Raw genomic sequence first — 17,363 nt, forward strand, 5'->3', positions numbered from 1 at the left:
CCACCAGCTTCGGCCCTGGCCGGAACGAGCGGTCCTTCACCTTCCCCGGGGCATGACCAGAGGGCCATGCCGGGGGCGGCCCTGCTCCTGGCCCTGCCGGCGGCATCTTCCCCACCACCGCGCCCTCCCCTAAACAGCCTCGGAGGTCCCGCGCCGCCCGCCGAAGGACCGGCCCCCGCAGCCCAGAGGCCCCATGCCCCTCTACCCGCACCGGCACCTCCTCGCGCTGCAAGGGCTGGAGCCGCCCTATATCGCGGAGCTGCTGGACCTCGCCGAGTCCTACGCCCTGCTGAACCGCGGCGGGAAAGCCCAGCGGGACCTGCTGCGCGGCCGCACCCTCATTAATCTCTTCTTCGAGGATAGCACCCGCACCCGAACAAGCTTTGAACTAGCCGGCAAGCGCCTTGGCGCTGATGTCATCAACATGTCTGTCAGCACGAGCAGCGTGAACAAGGGCGAGACGCTTCTCGACACCGCCGCCACGCTGAATGCAATGCAGACGGACCTGCTGGTCATCCGGCACTCCCAGTCCGGTGCCCCCGCTCTCCTCTCCCAGAAGGTCGATGCCGGCGTCATCAACGCGGGCGATGGCACGCACGAGCACCCGACCCAGGCCCTGCTGGATGCCCTCACCATCCGCCGCCGCAAGGGAAGGTTGGAGAACCTGACCGTCGCCATCTGCGGCGACGTGCTCCACAGCCGCGTCGCCCGGAGCAACATCCACCTCCTGCTGGCCATGAACTGCCGCGTCCGCATCGTCGGGCCGCCCACCCTCATCCCGGCGGAGGCGGAGTCGCTGGGCGTCGAGGTATTCCACGACATGCGCGCCGGCCTGAAGGACGCGGACGTCGTCATGATGCTGCGGCTCCAGAAAGAGCGCATGCAGGGCGGCCTCGTCCCCTCCGCGCGCGAGTTCTTCCGCTTCTACGGGCTGGACGCTGCGAAGCTCCGCCTCGCGAAGCCGGACGCCATTGTCATGCATCCAGGCCCGATGAACCGCGGCGTGGAGATCGACAGCGCCATCGCCGACGACCCCGCCCGCAGCGTGATCGGGGAGCAGGTGGAGATGGGCGTCGCCGTCCGCATGGCCGTGCTCGATATCCTCTCCCAGAACCAGCGGCGGAACGCCCGATGAGCCCCGGCACCAGCACGGTTTTCCGCAACGCCCGCCTCCTCTGCCCCGCCACGGGCCGCGACGCCGCCGGCAGCCTGCTGGTCGAGGGCGGCCGCATCGTCTCCCTCGATGGAACCGGCGCTCCCGAGGGCGCCGAGGTCATCGACTGCGGCGGCGCCATCCTCGCTCCCGGCCTCATCGACATCCGTGCCTCCCTTGGGGAGCCCGGCCACGAGCACCGCGAGACCATCGAGAGTGCGGCGGAAGCGGCGGCGGCCGGCGGCATCACCACCCTCTGTGCCCTGCCAGACAGCACCCCTGCGCTCGACGACCCCGCCCTGGTGGGCTTCATCCTCCGCCGCGGCGAGTCCACCGGCAGCCTCACCATCCTCCCGTACGGCGCCGCCACGCGCGGCTGCCTGGGCACGGAGCTCACCGAGTTCGGCCTGCTGAGCGAGGCTGGCGCCATTGCCTTTACGGACGGCGCGCGGGCCATCGAGAGCGCCCGCACCATGCGCCTCGCCCTTTCCTACGCCCGCGCCTTCGGCAGCTTCATCGTCCAGCACCCGGAGGAGCCCTCCCTCTCCCGTAACGCCGCCGCCACCGAGGGCGAGATGGCGACCCGCATGGGCCTTCCCTCCGCCCCAGCCGCCGCCGAGGCCATGATGGTCGCCCGCGACATCGCCCTCGCTCGCCTCACCCGCGGCCATGTCCACTTCGCTCATGTTTCAACCGCGGCGGCGCTGGACCTCATCCGGGCCGCAAAGGAGGAGGGCCTGCGCGTCACCTGCGACACGGCGCCCCCCTATTTCGACCTCAACGAGACGGCGATCGGCGACTTCCGCACCTATGCAAAGCTCTCCCCGCCGCTTCGCCGCGAGGAGGATCGCCGCGCCGTCGTCGCGGCTCTGGCCGACGGCACGATCGACGCCATCGCCTCCGACCACCAGCCGCGCGACGCCGACGACAAGCGCGTGCCCTTCGCCCAGGCCGAGCCTGGCGGCGCGGGGCTGGCCACCCTTCTCGGCGTCACCCTCGCCCGCCACCACGCCGGCGACCTGCCGCTGATGCGCTCCCTCGAACTCCTGACCGCCGCCCCCGCGAAGCTCCTCGACCTCGAATCCGGCCGCCTCGCCCCGGGCGCCCCGGCGGACCTCGTCCTCATCGACCTCGACCGAGCCTGGAAGGTCGAGGCCGGTCGCTTGCCGGGCAAAGCCCAGAACTCCCCCTTCGACGGCCGCGCCCTGGAAGGCCGTGTCCTCGGCACCTGGAAGGCGGGAGCGCGCGTCCACGGATGACCCCCTACACAGCCGCCACCATCAGCATGGCCATGCTCGCCGCCGCTTTCGTCGCGGGCTTTCTCCTTGGCTCCATCCCCTTCGGTCTGATCCTCACCCGTGCGGCGGGGCTCGGTGATATCCGCGCCATCGGCTCCGGTAACATCGGCGCCACGAACGTTCTCCGCACGGGCAACAAGAAACTTGCCGCCGCCACCCTTGCACTCGATTTCCTCAAGGGCGCCGCCGCCGTCTGGATCGTCGCCGCGGCCATTGGCCCAGGTGCGGCCGGCCTCGCGGCCGTCGGGGCCGTGCTCGGCCACTGTCATCCGCCCTGGCTCCGCTTCCGCGGCGGCAAGGGGGTTGCCACGGCCCTCGGCGTCTTCCTCGGCCTTGCCTGGCCCGTTTTCCTCGCCGCAGCCCTCACCTGGCTCGCCATGGCGAAGCTCGTGAAGATCTCCTCCGCCAGTGCCCTCACCGGCCTCGCGGTCGCAGTGGTCGTCGCGGCCTTCTGGGGCGGCTGGGCCCTCTTCTGGCCGGTGGCCCTCATCACCGCCTATGTCTATGCGCGCCACCACGCGAATATCCGCCGCCTGATCGCCGGCATGGAGCCCCGGATCGGCCAGGGGAAGTGACCCCCGGAAGTGACGCCCCGTCCATGACCCCGGCCGAGTCCCTCGCCCGCCTGCGCCTTGCCCGCACCGAGGGGATCGGCCCGCAGAACTTCCGCCGCCTGCTGGTCCAGCACGGCAGCCCTGTCGCCGCCCTGCGCGCCCTTGCTGCCGATCCCTCTCGCCGCTTCGCTCCTCCCAGCCTTGGCGCGGTCGAGCGCGAGTACGACGCCGTCCTCGAACTCGGCGGCGCCTGGCTGCACCTGGGCACCCCGGCCTACCCGCCCCTCCTCGCGCAGTTGGAGGACGCCCCGCCGGTCCTCGCCGCCCTCGGCAACCTCGCCCTCCTCCCCACCCGGCAGGTCGCGCTCGTCGGTGCCCGCAACGCCTCGGCCGCCGGGCGGCGCATCGCGGAGGACATAGCGGAGGCGCTCGCGGAGGCCGGCGTCACCGTCACTTCGGGCCTTGCCCGCGGCATCGACGCCACCGCGCACGAGGGCGCGCTCCGCTATCGCCGCACCATCGCCGCCGTCGCTGGCGGGCTCGACATCGCCTACCCGCCTGAGAACCGTGACCTGCAGGACCGCATCGCCGAGGGCGGCCTCCTCCTCGCCGAGGCCCCGCTGGGCACCGCCCCGCTCGCCCGCCATTTCCCCCGGCGCAACCGGATCGTCGCGGGCCTTTCGCTCGGCGTCGTGGTGGTGGAGGCCGCGCCGCGCTCCGGCACGCTGATCACCGCCCGGATGGGCGCGGAGGCGGGGCGGGAGATCTACGCCGTCCCCGGCTCTCCGCTCGATCCCCGCTGCCGCGGCTCGAACGACCTTCTCCGCCAGGGCGCCCACTTCTGCGAGACGGCCGCCGACATCCTGGAGACCCTGCCCGCGACCGCCGAGGCGGTGCCGGTCTTCACCCCGCCCAGCGGCCGGCAGGCGCCGCGCGCCCCCTCGCGTGTGCCCGCGCCACGCGAGGAAGGCGCTCCCTCCGACCTCCTCTCGCTGATCGGCCAAACACCCGTCACGGTTGACGAGGTGCTTCGCCGCTGCCACCTAACCGCGTCAACCGCCCGCGCCGCGCTTCTCGAACTGGAGCTGGAGGGCCTGATCGAAGCGCTTCCCGGAAACCGCGTCGTGCGTTCCGGCATTCAGCGCGCAGATGAACCGGAGGCCTGAGCGCCCCAAATGACTGACGCCCAATGACCGATGTCGTCGTCGTCGAATCGCCCGCCAAGGCGAAGACCATCAACAAGTACCTGGGCGACGGCTACACCGTCCTGGCCTCCTTCGGCCATGTCCGCGACCTCCCTCCCAAGGACGGCTCCGTCCGTCCGGAGGAGGACTTCGCGATGGACTGGTCCTCGGAAGAGCGGGGCGAGAAGCAGGTCCGCGAGATCGCCCAGGCCCTGAAGGCCGGCCACTCCAAGCGCCTCTATCTCGCCACCGACCCCGACCGGGAGGGCGAGGCCATCTCCTGGCACGTGCGCCAGATGCTCGAGGGCCGCCGCGCCCTGAAGGGCATCGAGGTCCACCGCATCACCTTCAACGAGATTACCAAGCGCGCCATCCAGCACGCGATCGAGCACCCGCGCGACCTCGACGTCCCGCTCATCGACGCCTATCTCGCCCGCCGCGCGCTCGACTACCTCGTCGGCTTCACCCTCTCCCCCGTCCTCTGGCGCAAGCTGCCGGGCAGCCGCTCCGCCGGCCGCGTTCAGTCGGTCGCGCTCCGCCTCATCACCGACCGAGAGGCGGAGATCGAGGTCTTCAAGCCGCGCGAGTACTGGTCGATCGAGGCCGCCTTCCGCACCCCGACCGGCGCCCCTTTCACCGCCCGCCTGACTCACCTCGACGGCAAGCGCCTCGACCAGTTCGACCTTCCGGACGAAGCGACGGCCACCCGCGCGAAGGGGACTGTCGAGGCCGGTAGCTTCACCGTCTCGGCCGTCGAGAAGAAGCGCACTCGCCGCAACCCGCCGCCGCCCTTCACCACCTCTACCCTCCAGCAGGAGAGCAGCCGCAAGCTCGGCTTCGGCGCCCAGGCGACCATGCGCCTCGCCCAGCAGCTCTATGAGGGCGTGGATATCGGCGGCGAGACCGTCGGCCTCATTACCTATATGCGAACCGACGGCGTGCAGATGTCGCGCGAGGCCATCGGCGAGATCCGCGAGCACGTGAAGTCCGCCTTCGGCGACCCCTACCTGCCCTCCGCCGCCCGGGAATACGCGACGAAGGCGAAGAACGCCCAGGAGGCTCACGAGGCCATCCGCCCAACCGACGTGCGGCGCACGCCAGGGGACGTCGCGCGCTATCTGAACCCCGAGCAGCGCCGCCTCTACGACCTCGTCTGGAAGCGCGCCGTCGCCTCCCAGATGCAGTCGGCCGAGATGGACCAGACGGCGGTCGACATCGACGACAAGGCCGGCAAGGCACGCCTGCGCGCCACCGGCCAGGTCATCGCCTTCGACGGCTACCTCAAGCTCTACCGCGAGGACATCGACGACCCCAAGCAGGCCGCCGATGACGAGAACCGCACCCTTCCCCCCATTGCCCAGGGCGAGGAGCCGAAGCGTGACACTGTCACTGCTTCACAGCACTTCACCCAACCCCCGCCCCGCTACTCCGAGGCGTCGCTGGTGAAGAAGATGGAGGAGCTCGGCATCGGCCGCCCCTCCACCTACGCCTCCATCCTGCAGACCCTGCAGGACCGCGAGTACGTCCGCCTCGACCAGCGCCGTTTCGTGCCCGAGGACCGCGGCCGCCTCGTCACCGCCTTCCTCGTCTCCTTCTTCGAGCGCTACGTCGACACGAACTTCACGGCGGCGCTGGAGGAGAAGCTCGACGACATCTCCGGCGGCCGCGCCGACTGGCGCCAGGTCATGCGCGACTTCTGGGACCAGTTCCGCGCCGCCGTGGACGCCACGAAGGATCTCAAGATCAGCGACGTCATCGACGCGCTGGACGAGGATCTCGGCCCCCATTTCTTCCCGGCCAAGGAGGGCGGCACCGACCCCCGCGCCTGCCCGAACTGCATCAACGAGCACCGGATGGGCGGCCGCCTGGGCTTGCGCCTTGGCCGCACCGGCGCCTTCATCGGCTGCTCGAACTATCCGGAATGCCGATACACCCGCCCCCTCGTCGTCCCCACCGGCGACAGCGAGGACAGCGGCAACGAGGGCCCGCGCGCCATTGGCACCGACCCCGATTCGGGCCAGGAGATTTCGCTGCGCCGCGGCCCTTACGGCCTCTACGTCCAACTCGGCGAGCCCGGCACCGACGCCAAGGGCAAGCCGACGAAACCAAGGCGCGCTTCCCTCCCCCGCGGCATGGACCCGGAGACGCTGACGCTCGACCGCGCCATCACCCTCCTGAACATGCCCCGTATCATCGGCCTGCACCCGGAAACGGGCGAGGAGATCACCGCCAATCTCGGCCGCTTCGGCCCCTATCTGAAGATGGGCGCCCTCTCGCAGAGCGTGCAGGCGGACGACGACATCCTCTCGCTCGGCATGAACCGCGCGATGGAGCTGCTGGCCAACGCCAAGCCGCGCGGCATCCTTCTCGGCAACCACCCGAAGGACAGCGCCCCGGTGGAGGTGAAACGCGGCCGCTTCGGCCCCTATGCCCAGCATGGCACCACCGTCGCCTCCCTGCCGCGCGGCGTGCAGATGGAGGACTTCACCCTCGATCAGGCCGTCGCCCTGCTCGCGGAGAAGGGCAAGCCCCTTCCCCCGAAGAAGGGCGCGGGCGGCCGCAAGGCCCCGGCGAAGAAGGCGGCCAAGCCCAAGGAGGCGGCGGCCGAGGCAGCCCCCGCCGCGAAGGCTCCAGCCAAGGCCGCGCCGAAGCCCGCCGCGAAGAAGGCGCCCATGAAGGGGACGGCCAAGAAGCCGGTTGCCGGTAAGGCCGCGCCGAAGAAGGCTGCGGCCAAGGGCGGCGCCTGACATGGCGGCGCCCCCCGAGAAACCGGAGCCGGAGAGCGCCCCGAACCCCCTCCCAAACCGTGAAGCGCTTCTCGCCTATCTCCGCGCCGCGCCCGGCCGCGTGGGCAAGACCGAGATCAGCCGGCATTTCGGCCTCACCAGCGACCAGCGGCCGGCGCTGCGCGAGCTGATGGCAAGCCTGAAGGACGAGGGCCGCATCGCCCCCGTCGGCCGCCGCACGATCCGCCACAGCGCCACCCTGCCCGACATGGCCGCGCTGGAGGTCATCGGAACCGACCCCGACGGCGACCCCATCGCCCGCCCCATCAACTGGGAGGGCGCGGAGAAGCCGGTCGTCTACATGCGCCCCGAGCGCAGCGGCCAGCCCGCCCTGGCCCCGGGGGACCGGGTTCTGGCCCGCATTACCCGGATCGGCGGCAACAAGTACGAGGGCCGCACCTTCAAGCGCATCGGCACCGGCACGCCCTCGCGCGTGCTGGGCATCTACACGAACGGCATGGTCGAGCCCGTGGACCGCCGCTCCCGCGCGAATTGGATCATCCCCGCCGGCGAGGCGAACGGCGCGCAGGAGGGCGAGCTGGTGCAGGCCGAGCCCATCCCCGGCGCCGGGCGCGAGCGCCTGATGGGCCCCCGCCCCGCCCGCATCGTCGAGCGCCTGGGCTCCATGGACGACCCGCGCGGCGTCTCCCGCCTCTGCATCGCCGCCCACGGCATCCCCGACGAGTTCCTGGACGAGGTCATCCAGGCCGCCGCCCGCGCCGAGGCAACCCCGCTCGGAAAGCGAGACGACCTCCGCGACATCCCCCTCGTCACCATCGATGGCGAGGACGCCCGCGACTTCGACGACGCCGTCTTCGCGGAGCCCCGCGAGGGCGGCTGGCGCATCCTCGTCGCCATCGCCGACGTCGCCCACTACGTCCGCCCGAACGCCCCCCTTGACCGGGAAGCGAAGCACCGCGGCAACTCCGTCTACTTTCCGGACCACGTCGTGCCGATGCTGCCCGAGGCCCTCTCCAACGGCTGGTGCAGCCTCAAGCCCGATGAGGACCGCGGCTGCCTCTACGTCGAGATGCTCTTCGACTCCGGCGGCACGAAGACGTCGCACCGCTTCGGCCGCGCCCTCATGCGCTCCGCCGCGCGCCTCACCTACGAAAAGGTCCAGGCCGCCCGCGACGCCGGCGAGGATGCCGGCTTAGCGGAGGGCCACATCGCCCGCCTCTACGGCGCCTTTGAGGCCCTGCTCGCCGCCCGGCTGCGCCGCGGCACGCTCGACCTCGACCTACCTGAGCGCCGAGTCGTTCTCGATGCGAGCGGCAAGGTCCTCTCCATCGCCCCGCGCGCCCGCCTCGACAGCCACCGGCTGATCGAGGAGTTCATGATTGCCGCCAATGTTTGCGCGGCGGAGGAGCTTGAGCGCCTCCACCTCCCGCCCATGTACCGCATCCACGACCGGCCCTCGGACGAGAAGATGGAGACGCTGCGCTCCTTCCTCTCCGGCCTAGGCATCTCGCTGCCGGCCTCGAACGCGGTGAAGCCGCGCGATTTCGCCCATATCTTGGAGACGATGCAGGAGCGGCCCGAATCGCGCCTGGTGAGCGAGACGATCCTCCGCGGCCAGTCCCAGGCCGAGTACAACCCGGAGAATATCGGCCATTTCGGCCTTGCCCTGCCGCGCTACGCGCACTTCACCAGCCCAATCCGCCGCTACGCCGACCTGCTGGTCCACCGCGCCCTCATCCGCGGCCTGCATCTCGGCGAGGACGGCCTGACTGACGCCGAGATCGGCACCATGGCTGAAACCGGCGAGCACATCACCAAGACCGAGCGCCGCGCGGCGCTGGCCGAACGCGACGCCGTGGACCGCTACCTCGCGGCCTACATGGCCGATCGTGTCGGCGCGGACTTCCCGGCACGCGTTTCGGGGGTGACACGCTTCGGCCTCTTCGTGACACTGGAGGAGAACGGCGCCAGCGGAATCGTCCCGATGGCGGCCCTGCCGGACGACCAATGGTTCCACGAGGAAGCGGCGATGCGCCTGATCGGCCGCCGCACGGGTCTGACCTTCACCCTGGGCCAGGAGGTCGAGGTGCGGCTGTCCGAGGCCGTGCCCCGCACTGGGAGCCTCACCTTCCAGCTTCTCCAGGGCACGCCTCAGGCAGCGCCGCGCAAGGCGGGCGGCACACCGCCGCGCGGCCGCCAGAAGATTACCGCCCGCAAGGGGAAGCAGGGCCGCGGCGCCGCCCCACGGGCGCGCTGACCCGTCAGCTCCTCCTCGCTGCGCTCTTTGCCTGGGGCCTGTTCCGCCCCGCACCGGCCCTCGCGCAGGACTACGCCCCGGTGCTGCGCGCCGCCTTCGCCGCCATCGCCGAGCGCCACCTCGAGGCCACCGACCCGCCGCTCCTCGGCCTCTGGGCGCTGCGCGGGGTGGAGGCGATCGACGCCACGCTGTCCTCCGCCCGCCGCGGTCCCGCGCTCGTCCTCGGCTTCTCGGAAACCTTGGCTGCCGACCGGCTCGCCGGCACCACGCCCGCCTCCGTAGCGGATGCCGTCGCGGCCCTGCTGAACGAGGCGGAACGGCAGTCCCCTGCCCTCCGCCGCGCCGGGCGGCAGGCGGTCCTGCAAGCGGTCTTCGAGGAAATCTTCAACCACCTCGACCCCTACAGCCGCTACACGACACCCGACGAAACCCGCCAGGGCCGGGAGCGGCGGCTCGGCATCACCGATCTCGGCATCGTCCTCTCCCCTGGGGCGCGGCGTAGCGTGGCGGTCACGCAGGTCGTCCCGGACACCGCCGCCGCGCGCGCCGGCCTGCGCCCGGGCGACCGCATACTGGAGGCGGACGGCATCGCCCTCTCCGGCGCCAACCTGCCGGAGGCGCTGGACGTGCTGGAGGGCCCTGCCGGCAGCAGCATTGTCCTCAAGGTCCAGCGGGGCCGGCAGCACCTCACGCTCGTGATGACCCGCAACCCCGCCCCCTCGGTTTCCGTCTCCTCCGAGGTGCGCGACGGTATCCTCTGGCTGCGGGTTCCCTTCTTCGCGGCCGCTACCCCTTCGCAGCTGAACAACGCCATCGCCCGCGCCCCGGCCGCTGCCGCCCCGCTCGGCGTCGTGCTGGACCTCCGCGGCAACCGCGGCGGCCTGCTGCAACAGGCTGTCCAAGTGACGGATTCCTTCCTGCCGCCCGGCATGGTCATCGCTACCACCGAGGGCCGACACCCCGATTCCCGCCGCCGCCTCATCGCGGGTGAACCAGACCTGGCCGCCGGCCGCCGCGTGATCGTGCTCGTGGACGGCCGCACCGCCTCCGCCGCCGAGGTGGTCGCGGCCGCCATCGGCGATCTCGGCCGCGGCCTCGTCATCGGCAGCACGACCCTTGGAAAGGGCCTCATCCAGATCCTCGTGCCCCTGCCCGGAGGAGGGGAGCTGGCGCTCTCCTGGTCGCGCATTCTCGCGCCGCGCGGCTGGCCGCTGCAGATGCTGGGGGTGCTACCCACCCTTTGCACCAGCCTCGGCGCGGAGGAGACGGCGCGAGGTCTCGCCACCCTCGGCACCGTCGAGAACCCCATGGCCATCCCGCTCGCCCGCGCCCGCGCCGCCCGCACTCCCGTGCCAGCGAGCGAGATCGCAGCCCTGCGCAACGCCTGCCCACCCGCGGAGGGCCGCGACGCCGACCTCGCCACCGCCCGCGCCGTGCTGGAACGTCCCGAACTCTATGAGGCCGCCCTGGGCGGCTGAACGGTGGAACACCCACAGAAAGCTTGACGTGGCCGCTCCGGGCGCTAGGTTCCGGCCCCTTCGCGACCCGGCCCTGGCCGGCACCCGCCCACCTGGAATCGAGTCCCGAGCCCGAACATGGCCAAGTCCAACACCATCCAGATCCGCCTCGTCAGCTCCGCCGAGACCGGCTACTTCTACGTGACGAAGAAGAACACGCGGAATGCCACCGGCAAGATGGAGAAGAAGAAGTACGACCCCGTCGCCCGCAAGCACGTCGTCTTCCGTGAGGCCAAGATCAAGTAATCATCCATCGTTAGTCATTACTGGGCGCGAAGCCTGGCAGGATTGATCGGCAGGCGCCCGGGAACCGTTGGTTCCGCGGGCGTTTTGCCGTGGGCGGTGCCTCTCAGGCCGCCTCCGCCCGCAACACAACCCGGCCGGTCACCTTACCGTCCCGCAGGCGTTCCAGCACGGCTCCGGCCTGCTCCATCGGTGCGGTCGAGACCGGCAGGGGCGCCAGCTTGCCCGCCCTGGCGAGCGCCATGACATCCCGCAGGTCCGCGGGCGAGCCGACATAGGATCCCTGCACAGTCAGCGCGCGGATCGCCATGATCGGCAGGGGAAGGGTCATTTCGCCGCCGAACAGCCCCACCTGCACGAGCACGCCGCCCTTGCCGAGCGCGTCGAAGGCGAAGCGCGCTGTCGCGCTGCCGTTCACGAGGTCGATCACCGCCAGCGCGGGCCCGCCGCAGGCCGCCACGATCGCGGCGGTGACGTCGCCCTCCGCGAGCACCGTCTCCGTCGCGCCCGCCTCCCGCGCCGCCGCCAGCTTCTCGGCGGAGACATCGACCGAGACGATCCGCCGATGCCCGATGGCCTTCAGCATCTGGATGGCATTGAGGCCAAGCCCGCCCGCGCCCACCAGCACCACCGGCCGCTCGGGCGGCAGGCTGCCGAGCTTGCGGATGGCGGAATAGACGGTGATTCCCGAGCAGGCATAGGTCGCCGCCACCGCCGGGTCCACGTCGTCCACCGGCACGAGGTACTTCGCGTCGGGCACCAGCACATGCGTCGCGTAGCCGCCGTTGCGGTAGATGCCGAGGGTGCGCGCCTGGTTCGGGCACATGTTGTCCTCGCCCGCCGCGCAGCGCTCGCACTTTCCGCAGCCGATCCAGGGGAAGACGACCTTCGCCTCCCCCAATGACACGCCTGTCGCCTCCGGCCCTATCGCCGCCACGCGCCCCGCAATCTCATGCCCCATGGCCAGCGGCAGCACGACACCACGATCCTTCAGCGAGAGCCGCCCGCGGCTGCCGAGGTCGTAGCCACCCTCCCAAATGTGGAGGTCCGAATGGCAGACGCCGCAATGCGTCACCTCGATCAGGACTTCCGAGCCCTTCGGCTCCGGCGTCGGCCAGTCCATCGCCTGCAAGGGCTCGCCCGTCTCAACAACCGCCCAGGCGCGCATCGCATCCTCCCGTTCGTTCGGCGCCGATGGCACACCGCCTCCGCCGCGCGGTCAAGCAGGCCCCTGGAAAGAGGGGACGGATCGCAGTAGTCCGTGCAGCAACACGGAGGAAACCGCCATGGATCGCCGCGCCCTTCTCGGCCGCGCCGGCACCGCCGCCACGCTGGCCGCGACAGCCACCGCACCCGCCCTCGCCCAGCCCGCTGTCACGCAATCGGCGCAGCCGACCCTCCGCTGGCGCCTGACCTCGTCCTACCCACGCTCGCTCGACTGCATCTACGGCGCGGGCGAGGTCTTCGCGCGCGTGGTCTCCGAATTGACGGACGACCGCTTCCAGATCCGCGTCTTCTCCGCCGGGGAGATCACTCCGCCGCTCCAGGCGCTCGACGCCGTGCAGTCCGGCAGCATCGAGTGCTGCCACACCACGAGCTTCCTCTACACCGGCAAGAACGAGGCCTTCGCCTTCGCAACCGGCTTGCCCTTCGGCCTCAACACGCGCCAGCAGAATGCCTGGATGTACGAGGGCGGCGGCATCGACCTGATGAACGAGGTCCACCGCAAGTTCAACGTCCTCGGCATGCCGCTCGGCGCCACCGGCGCGCAGATGGGCGGCTGGTTCCGCAAGGCCCTCGGCCCGGCGACCGACCTCAACGGCCTGAAAATGCGCATCGGCGGCCTCGCGGGCCAGGTGCTCTCGAAGCTCGGCGGCGTGCCCCAGCAGCTCGGCGCTGGCGACCTCTACCCCTCGCTCGAGCGCGGGACGATCGACGCTGCGGAATGGCTCGGCCCCTATGACGACGAGAAGCTCGGCTTCGTCCGCGTCGCGCCCTTCTACCACTATCCCGCCTGGTGGGAGGGCGGCGCCTCCACCTACTTCTACGTCAACCTCGACCAGTGGAACGCCCTGCCCAAGTCCTACCAGGCCGCCATCCGCGCCGGCTGCGCCGAGGCGACGCACTGGATGGTCGCGCGCTACGACATCCGCAACCCGGACAGCCTCCGCCGCCTCGTCGCCCAGGGCGCGAAGCTCACGCCCTTCTCGCGCGATATGATGGACGGCTGCCTCCGCACCTGGCTCGACATCGAGAAGGACCTGGTGGCGAAGAACCCCGACTTCGCGAAGATCCACGAGAGCTGGTCGAAGCACCGCGACGACATGCGGATCTGGCATCGGGTCTCGGAGTTGAGCTTCGACAACTACGTCGCGCAGGCTTCCGCGCGCCGGTAAGCGAAAGGCCGGGGAAGGCATCCCTCCCCCAGCCCGTTCATTCTGCCGAGGCGGCGCTCAGCCCCGCTTCGGTGGCGTCGCGCGCGCGGCGGTCAGCGCGCGCCGGATCTCCGCCTCCGCCTCGCCCAGCGCCTTCGTCGCGGCGACCCGCCGCTCGCGCCCCTCCTGCGCGATACGAAGCGAATCCTCGATGGTTGAGACGAGCGCCACATTCGCCTTCTGCACCGCGTCCAGGTCCACGACGCCGCGCTCGATCTCCGTCCGCACCTCCACATTGGCCCGGCGGAGCCCCTCGGCATTGGCGGTCAGCAACTCGTTCGTCAGGTCGGTCGCAGCCTTCACTGCCGCCCCTGCCTCCCGCATCCGCTGCAGCGCCAGTGCCTGGGCAAGCTGCGTGCGCCACAGCGGCACCGTATTGGCCAGCACCGAGTGGATCCGCCCGGCGAGCGCCTTGTCGTTCTCCTGTATCAGCCGGATCGAGGGCAGCGCCTGCATCGCCACTTGCCGCGTCAGCCGGAGGTCGTGCACGCGGCGATCGAGATCTTCCCGTGCCGCGCGCAGGTCGCGCAGCCGCTGGGGCGCGATGGGATCGGCGGGATCCATCGCGGCCTTCTCCGCGGCGGGGATCGCCTCCTGGTCCGTACGCGCCAGCACCGCCTCGCCGGCCGCCACATGGTCAGCCAGGGCATGGAACCATGTCAGCGTCGCCTCATAGAGGCGCTCAAGCCGCTCCACATCCTCCATCAGCCGCGTGCGATGAGTGTCGAGCTTGTCGCCGATCGCCTCCACCTGCCCGCGCACGCTCTCGTAGCGCTGCAGGATGGCCGTCGTCTCACTGCCGGCCCGGCCGATCAGCCGCGCGAGCAGGCCCGGCTTGGTGTCCAGCTTCGTCACGTCGAAGCCGCGCAGCGTGCCGAGCAGGCGGGAGAGCGAATCGCCGGCTTCACCGACCGCGTCGCTACGCGCGGCACCCAGCATGGCGTCCGCCGCCGCGGCCGCGCGCCCCTGCGCCTCCTGCCCGAAGCGGGTGATGCTGCCGGGGTCGTTGAGGTTGATCCGCGCCGCAAGTTCCTGGACGCCGGGCGCGGCGGGCTCCACCGAGTTGTCGCTCACGAGATGCCCTCCTGGTGCAGACGGTCCTGCAACACCTTCACCTGGATCGCCAGCGCCTCCGTCTCGGCACCGCGCAGGTCGGCGGCGGATTGCCGCGCCGCCCGCGTGAGGTCGTCCAGCAGCTTCGGAAGCGTCTCCGGCGGTGTCGCGCCCTGCTCCAGCCGCTCCCCGATCCGCTCCAGCCCGTCGAGGCCCACCACCAGCACGCGCCGTGCCTGCCCGGCCGCGTCGGGACGCTGGGCCAGCTCCTCCAACAGCCCGCCCAGCTCCTGCGCCGGCGGAAGCAGCCGCGGATCGCTTGCGCGCAGCTTGGCCAACCGCGCCCGCATGGGGTCCAGCGCGTCCGGCGGCGGGGCGGGCCTCGGCGGCGGTGGCGGCGCGACCTCGGTCACTCCGTCGAACAGCAGGCGCGCCCCGGCCCAGGCCATCAGCGCGAGCGCCACCGCGCCGATCGGCGCCGTATCGCCAGCAAAGCGCGCGGCGAGCCCGATTCCCACGGCCAGGATCACGCCCGCCCGGCGGGCATCGCCCCGCCGCGCCCGGGCGAGGCGGGACATCGCGAGCCCGACACCGGCCAGCCCCGCGATGCAGCCGCCGATAAGCCGCCCTTCCCCGCCGATCAGCGCGAGGAAGAAGGCGGGCACGAAGGGGATGGCGAAGAGGGCGATCGGAACGCCGCGCAGCCCCGTCCACCACCCGGGCAGCCGGTCATGCCCCCGATAGGGGCCGGCGGGCCTCTCGAAAGGGGGCAGGCTCAATCGAAAAGCTCCACCAGCACGTGGATGAAGGAGAGCAGCCCCGTAAAGCCGACGCCGGCCGCGAGGAGCGCGAAGCCGGCCAGGCGCCGCATCGGCGCCGGAAGGGTGGCGAGGGGGCCAGCAGGGCGTGGGGATGGGATCATGTCGGGCCGAAGATCGTCCCGCGATGCCCCTGCTTCAAGCGCCTCCCGCGCGCGCCGTTCCCGCCGCCTGCGGCCCATGGTGCCCCGCTAGAGCTTCACCCGCAGCCACTTCGCCAGCTCCCCCACGATCCCCGCCCGGAAGGCGAGGACGCAGGCGACGAAGATGATGCCCTGGCTGATGGTCACCCAGGCGCCGAAGGGGGCGAGGTAGGTCTCCATCGCCATGACCACGCCCGCGCCGACGACGGGCCCGAAGAGGGTGCCCAGGCCGCCAAGGAGGGTCATCAGCACCACCTCGCCCGACATCGGCCAGTTCACGTCGATAAGGGTGGCGATGTGCACCGTCAGCGCCTTCGTGCCGCCCGCGACCCCCGCAAGCCCGGCCGAGAGCACGAAGGCAAGGAGTTTGTAGTCATCGACCCGGTAGCCGAGCGAGACGGCCCGCGGCTCGTTCTCCCGGATAGCCGTCAGCACCTGGCCGAAGGGGGAATGGATGACACGGTGGATCAGCAGGAAGCCGACGAGGAAGACGGCGGCCACGAACCAGTACATCCGCATGTCCGGCCCGAGATCGACCATCCCCAGCAGGGCGTGGCGGGGGATGCCCTGAATTCCATCCTCGCCGCGGGTGAAGGGCACCTGCACGCAGAAGAAGTAGACCATCTGCGCGAGCGCCAGCGTGATCATGGCGAAATAGATCCCGGCGCGGCGGATGGCGATCCAGCCGAACACCAGCCCCAGCCCGGCGCCCACCCCGCCGCCGATCAGCACGCAGAGTTCCGGCGAGAGCCCCCAAGTCTGCGAGGCGTAGGCCGAGGCGTAGCTGCCCATCCCGAAATAGGCCGCGTGCCCGAAGGAGAGCAGCCCGACATAGCCGATCAGCAGGTTGAAGGCGCAGGCAAACAGCGCGAAGCAGAGCAGCTTCATCAGGAACTGCGGGTAGACGAAGAAGGGCAGCACCACAATCGCCGCCAGCATCACCACCAGCGCGATGCCCTGCGCCCGGGTGAAGCCGAAGAGCCCCGATCGCGGCGCGGTGGGCGGCAGGACGTCGAGAGGGGCAGTTGTGGCGGAAGCCATGGCTCAGGCCCTTCCGAAAAGGCCGGCGGGACGTGCCAGCAGCACGATCGCCATGATGACGAAGATCACGGTGGCCGAGGCCTCGGGGTAGATCACCCGCGTCAGCCCCTCGACCAGCCCAAGGGCGAAGCCCGTGATGACCGAGCCGAGGATGGAGCCCATCCCGCCGATCACCACCACCGCGAAGACTGTGATGATGAAGTTCGATCCCATGGCAGGGTTCACCGAGTAGATCGGCGCCGCCAGCACGCCGGCCAGTGCCGCCAGGGCCACCCCCGCGGCATAGGTCAGCGTCACCATCCGCGGCACGTTCACGCCGAAGGCCTGCACCAGCGGCGCGTTCTCCGTCGCCGCCCGCAGGTAGGCGCCCAGCCGCGTCTTCTCGATCACCAGCCAGGTGGCAATGCAGACGAAGAAGGCCGCCACCACGACCCAGAGGCGGTACTTCGGCAGCATCATGAAGCCGAGGTCCACCGGCGCCCCGGTCAGCGCCGCCGGCGGCGCATAGGGCAGGCCGGAGGAACCGAAGCTGTTGCGGAACACGCCCTCGATGATCAGGGCCAGCCCGAAGGTCAGCAGCAGCCCGTAGAGGTGGTCCATCTTGTAGAGCCGCGAGATCATCAGACGCTCCAGCACCACGCCGAAGACGCCGACGATCAGCGGAGAGAGGATCAGCGCCCCCCAGTAGGGGATGCCCGCCCAGTTGAGCAGCATCCAGGCCACGAAGGCGCCCATCATGAACTGCGCCCCATGGGCGAAGTTGATGACGTTCAGCATGCCGAAGATCACGGCCAGGCCCAGCGAGAGCAGCGCATAGAAGGCGCCGTTCACCAGCCCGAGCACGATCTGGGGGGCGGCCATCTCAAGCTGGGAAAGGAAGTCTTCGAGCAAGGCGGGTCACCCGTTGCTGGCGGGGGGCC

General features: G+C 70.9%; 15 protein-coding genes. 9 read left to right on the forward strand and 6 right to left on the reverse strand.

From position 1 onward, the window contains the following. The first annotated feature begins 193 nt into the window (after positions 1–193). The 8 genes from D9599_RS13110 (at position 194) to rpmG (ending at position 10,956) form a co-directional block, all read left to right on the forward strand. Complete coding sequence (locus D9599_RS13110; RefSeq protein WP_198381684.1) at positions 194–1,135, forward strand: aspartate carbamoyltransferase catalytic subunit; 942 nt, start codon at positions 194–196, stop codon at positions 1,133–1,135. Further along, positions 1,132–2,412 (forward strand): dihydroorotase family protein, encoded by a 1,281-nt coding sequence (locus D9599_RS13115; protein WP_198381685.1) that lies wholly within the window; start codon positions 1,132–1,134, stop codon positions 2,410–2,412. Before D9599_RS13110 ends, D9599_RS13115 begins: the two co-directional genes overlap by 4 nt. Next, positions 2,409–3,026: a glycerol-3-phosphate 1-O-acyltransferase PlsY gene (plsY, locus tag D9599_RS13120; RefSeq protein ID WP_232480465.1), complete on the forward strand. Its 618-nt coding sequence runs from the start codon at positions 2,409–2,411 to the stop codon at positions 3,024–3,026. Before D9599_RS13115 ends, plsY begins: the two co-directional genes overlap by 4 nt. A gap of 23 nt (positions 3,027–3,049) precedes the next feature. Continuing rightward, positions 3,050–4,171: a DNA-processing protein DprA gene (gene dprA, locus D9599_RS13125; RefSeq protein WP_198381686.1), complete on the forward strand. Its 1,122-nt coding sequence runs from the start codon at positions 3,050–3,052 to the stop codon at positions 4,169–4,171. 23 nt (positions 4,172–4,194) lie between these two features. Further along, entirely contained in the window at positions 4,195–6,936 is a 2,742-nt protein-coding gene (gene topA / locus D9599_RS13130; protein ID WP_198381687.1) for a type I DNA topoisomerase, read from the forward strand. A 1-nt stretch (position 6,937) separates the two neighbouring features. Then, positions 6,938–9,193 carry a ribonuclease R gene (rnr, locus tag D9599_RS13135; RefSeq protein WP_198381688.1) on the forward strand — a complete coding sequence of 752 codons (2,256 nt, stop codon included), beginning with the start codon at positions 6,938–6,940 and terminating at the stop codon, positions 9,191–9,193. An 80-nt stretch (positions 9,194–9,273) separates the two neighbouring features. Next, entirely contained in the window at positions 9,274–10,671 is a 1,398-nt protein-coding gene (locus D9599_RS13140; RefSeq protein WP_198381689.1) for a S41 family peptidase, read from the forward strand. 117 nt (positions 10,672–10,788) lie between these two features. Then, entirely contained in the window at positions 10,789–10,956 is a 168-nt protein-coding gene (gene rpmG, locus D9599_RS13145) for a 50S ribosomal protein L33 (RefSeq protein ID WP_043831064.1), read from the forward strand. Positions 10,957–11,059: 103 nt separating this feature from the next. On the opposite strand, the gene D9599_RS13150 is transcribed toward rpmG, so the two are convergent. After that, positions 11,060–12,121, reverse strand: a complete 1,062-nt coding sequence (locus tag D9599_RS13150; protein ID WP_198381690.1) for an alcohol dehydrogenase — start codon at positions 12,119–12,121, stop codon at positions 11,060–11,062. A gap of 118 nt (positions 12,122–12,239) precedes the next feature. Here D9599_RS13150 and D9599_RS13155 point away from each other — a divergent pair, with 118 nt between their 5' ends. Then, entirely contained in the window at positions 12,240–13,349 is a 1,110-nt protein-coding gene (locus D9599_RS13155) for a TRAP transporter substrate-binding protein (RefSeq protein WP_198381691.1), read from the forward strand. A 57-nt stretch (positions 13,350–13,406) separates the two neighbouring features. Here D9599_RS13155 and D9599_RS13160 read toward each other — a convergent pair whose 3' ends face one another. The 5 genes from D9599_RS13160 to D9599_RS13180 form a co-directional block, all read right to left on the reverse strand. Next, positions 13,407–14,462, reverse strand: a complete 1,056-nt coding sequence (locus D9599_RS13160; RefSeq protein ID WP_198381692.1) for a toxic anion resistance protein — start codon at positions 14,460–14,462, stop codon at positions 13,407–13,409. Next, positions 14,459–15,220 carry a hypothetical protein gene (locus tag D9599_RS13165; protein ID WP_043831070.1) on the reverse strand — a complete coding sequence of 254 codons (762 nt, stop codon included), beginning with the start codon at positions 15,218–15,220 and terminating at the stop codon, positions 14,459–14,461. The genes D9599_RS13160 and D9599_RS13165 overlap by 4 nt, the downstream gene beginning before the upstream one ends. Continuing rightward, on the reverse strand, positions 15,217–15,363 hold the full coding sequence (locus D9599_RS13170) for a hypothetical protein (RefSeq protein WP_156963523.1): 147 nt from the start codon (positions 15,361–15,363) through the stop codon (positions 15,217–15,219). The genes D9599_RS13165 and D9599_RS13170 overlap by 4 nt, the downstream gene beginning before the upstream one ends. 87 nt (positions 15,364–15,450) lie before the next feature. Further along, positions 15,451–16,443: a branched-chain amino acid ABC transporter permease gene (locus tag D9599_RS13175; RefSeq protein WP_198381693.1), complete on the reverse strand. Its 993-nt coding sequence runs from the start codon at positions 16,441–16,443 to the stop codon at positions 15,451–15,453. 3 nt (positions 16,444–16,446) lie between these two features. Then, positions 16,447–17,304 (reverse strand): branched-chain amino acid ABC transporter permease, encoded by an 858-nt coding sequence (locus D9599_RS13180; protein ID WP_043831417.1) that lies wholly within the window; start codon positions 17,302–17,304, stop codon positions 16,447–16,449. Positions 17,305–17,363: the final 59 nt, after the last annotated feature.

This window comes from Roseomonas sp. KE2513, assembly GCF_016107305.1.
GTDB lineage: Bacteria > Pseudomonadota > Alphaproteobacteria > Acetobacterales > Acetobacteraceae > Roseomonas.

Bases quoted from the DNA above. Each gene is read 5' to 3' on its own strand.
- D9599_RS13150 (WP_198381690.1), bottom strand. From the start codon at position 12,121: ATGCGCGCCTGGGCGGTTGTTGAGACGGGCGAGCCCTTGCAGGCGATG.
- D9599_RS13110 (WP_198381684.1), top strand. From the start codon at position 194: ATGCCCCTCTACCCGCACCGGCACCTCCTCGCGCTGCAAGGGCTGGAG.
- topA (WP_198381687.1), top strand. From the start codon at position 4,195: ATGACCGATGTCGTCGTCGTCGAATCGCCCGCCAAGGCGAAGACCATC.
- rpmG (WP_043831064.1), top strand. From the start codon at position 10,789: ATGGCCAAGTCCAACACCATCCAGATCCGCCTCGTCAGCTCCGCCGAG.
- D9599_RS13155 (WP_198381691.1), top strand. From the start codon at position 12,240: ATGGATCGCCGCGCCCTTCTCGGCCGCGCCGGCACCGCCGCCACGCTG.
- D9599_RS13180 (WP_043831417.1), bottom strand. From the start codon at position 17,304: ATGGCCGCCCCCCAGATCGTGCTCGGGCTGGTGAACGGCGCCTTCTAT.
- D9599_RS13175 (WP_198381693.1), bottom strand. From the start codon at position 16,443: ATGGCTTCCGCCACAACTGCCCCTCTCGACGTCCTGCCGCCCACCGCG.
- D9599_RS13170 (WP_156963523.1), bottom strand. From the start codon at position 15,363: ATGATCCCATCCCCACGCCCTGCTGGCCCCCTCGCCACCCTTCCGGCG.
- rnr (WP_198381688.1), top strand. From the start codon at position 6,938: ATGGCGGCGCCCCCCGAGAAACCGGAGCCGGAGAGCGCCCCGAACCCC.
- plsY (WP_232480465.1), top strand. From the start codon at position 2,409: ATGACCCCCTACACAGCCGCCACCATCAGCATGGCCATGCTCGCCGCC.
- dprA (WP_198381686.1), top strand. From the start codon at position 3,050: ATGACCCCGGCCGAGTCCCTCGCCCGCCTGCGCCTTGCCCGCACCGAG.
- D9599_RS13115 (WP_198381685.1), top strand. From the start codon at position 1,132: ATGAGCCCCGGCACCAGCACGGTTTTCCGCAACGCCCGCCTCCTCTGC.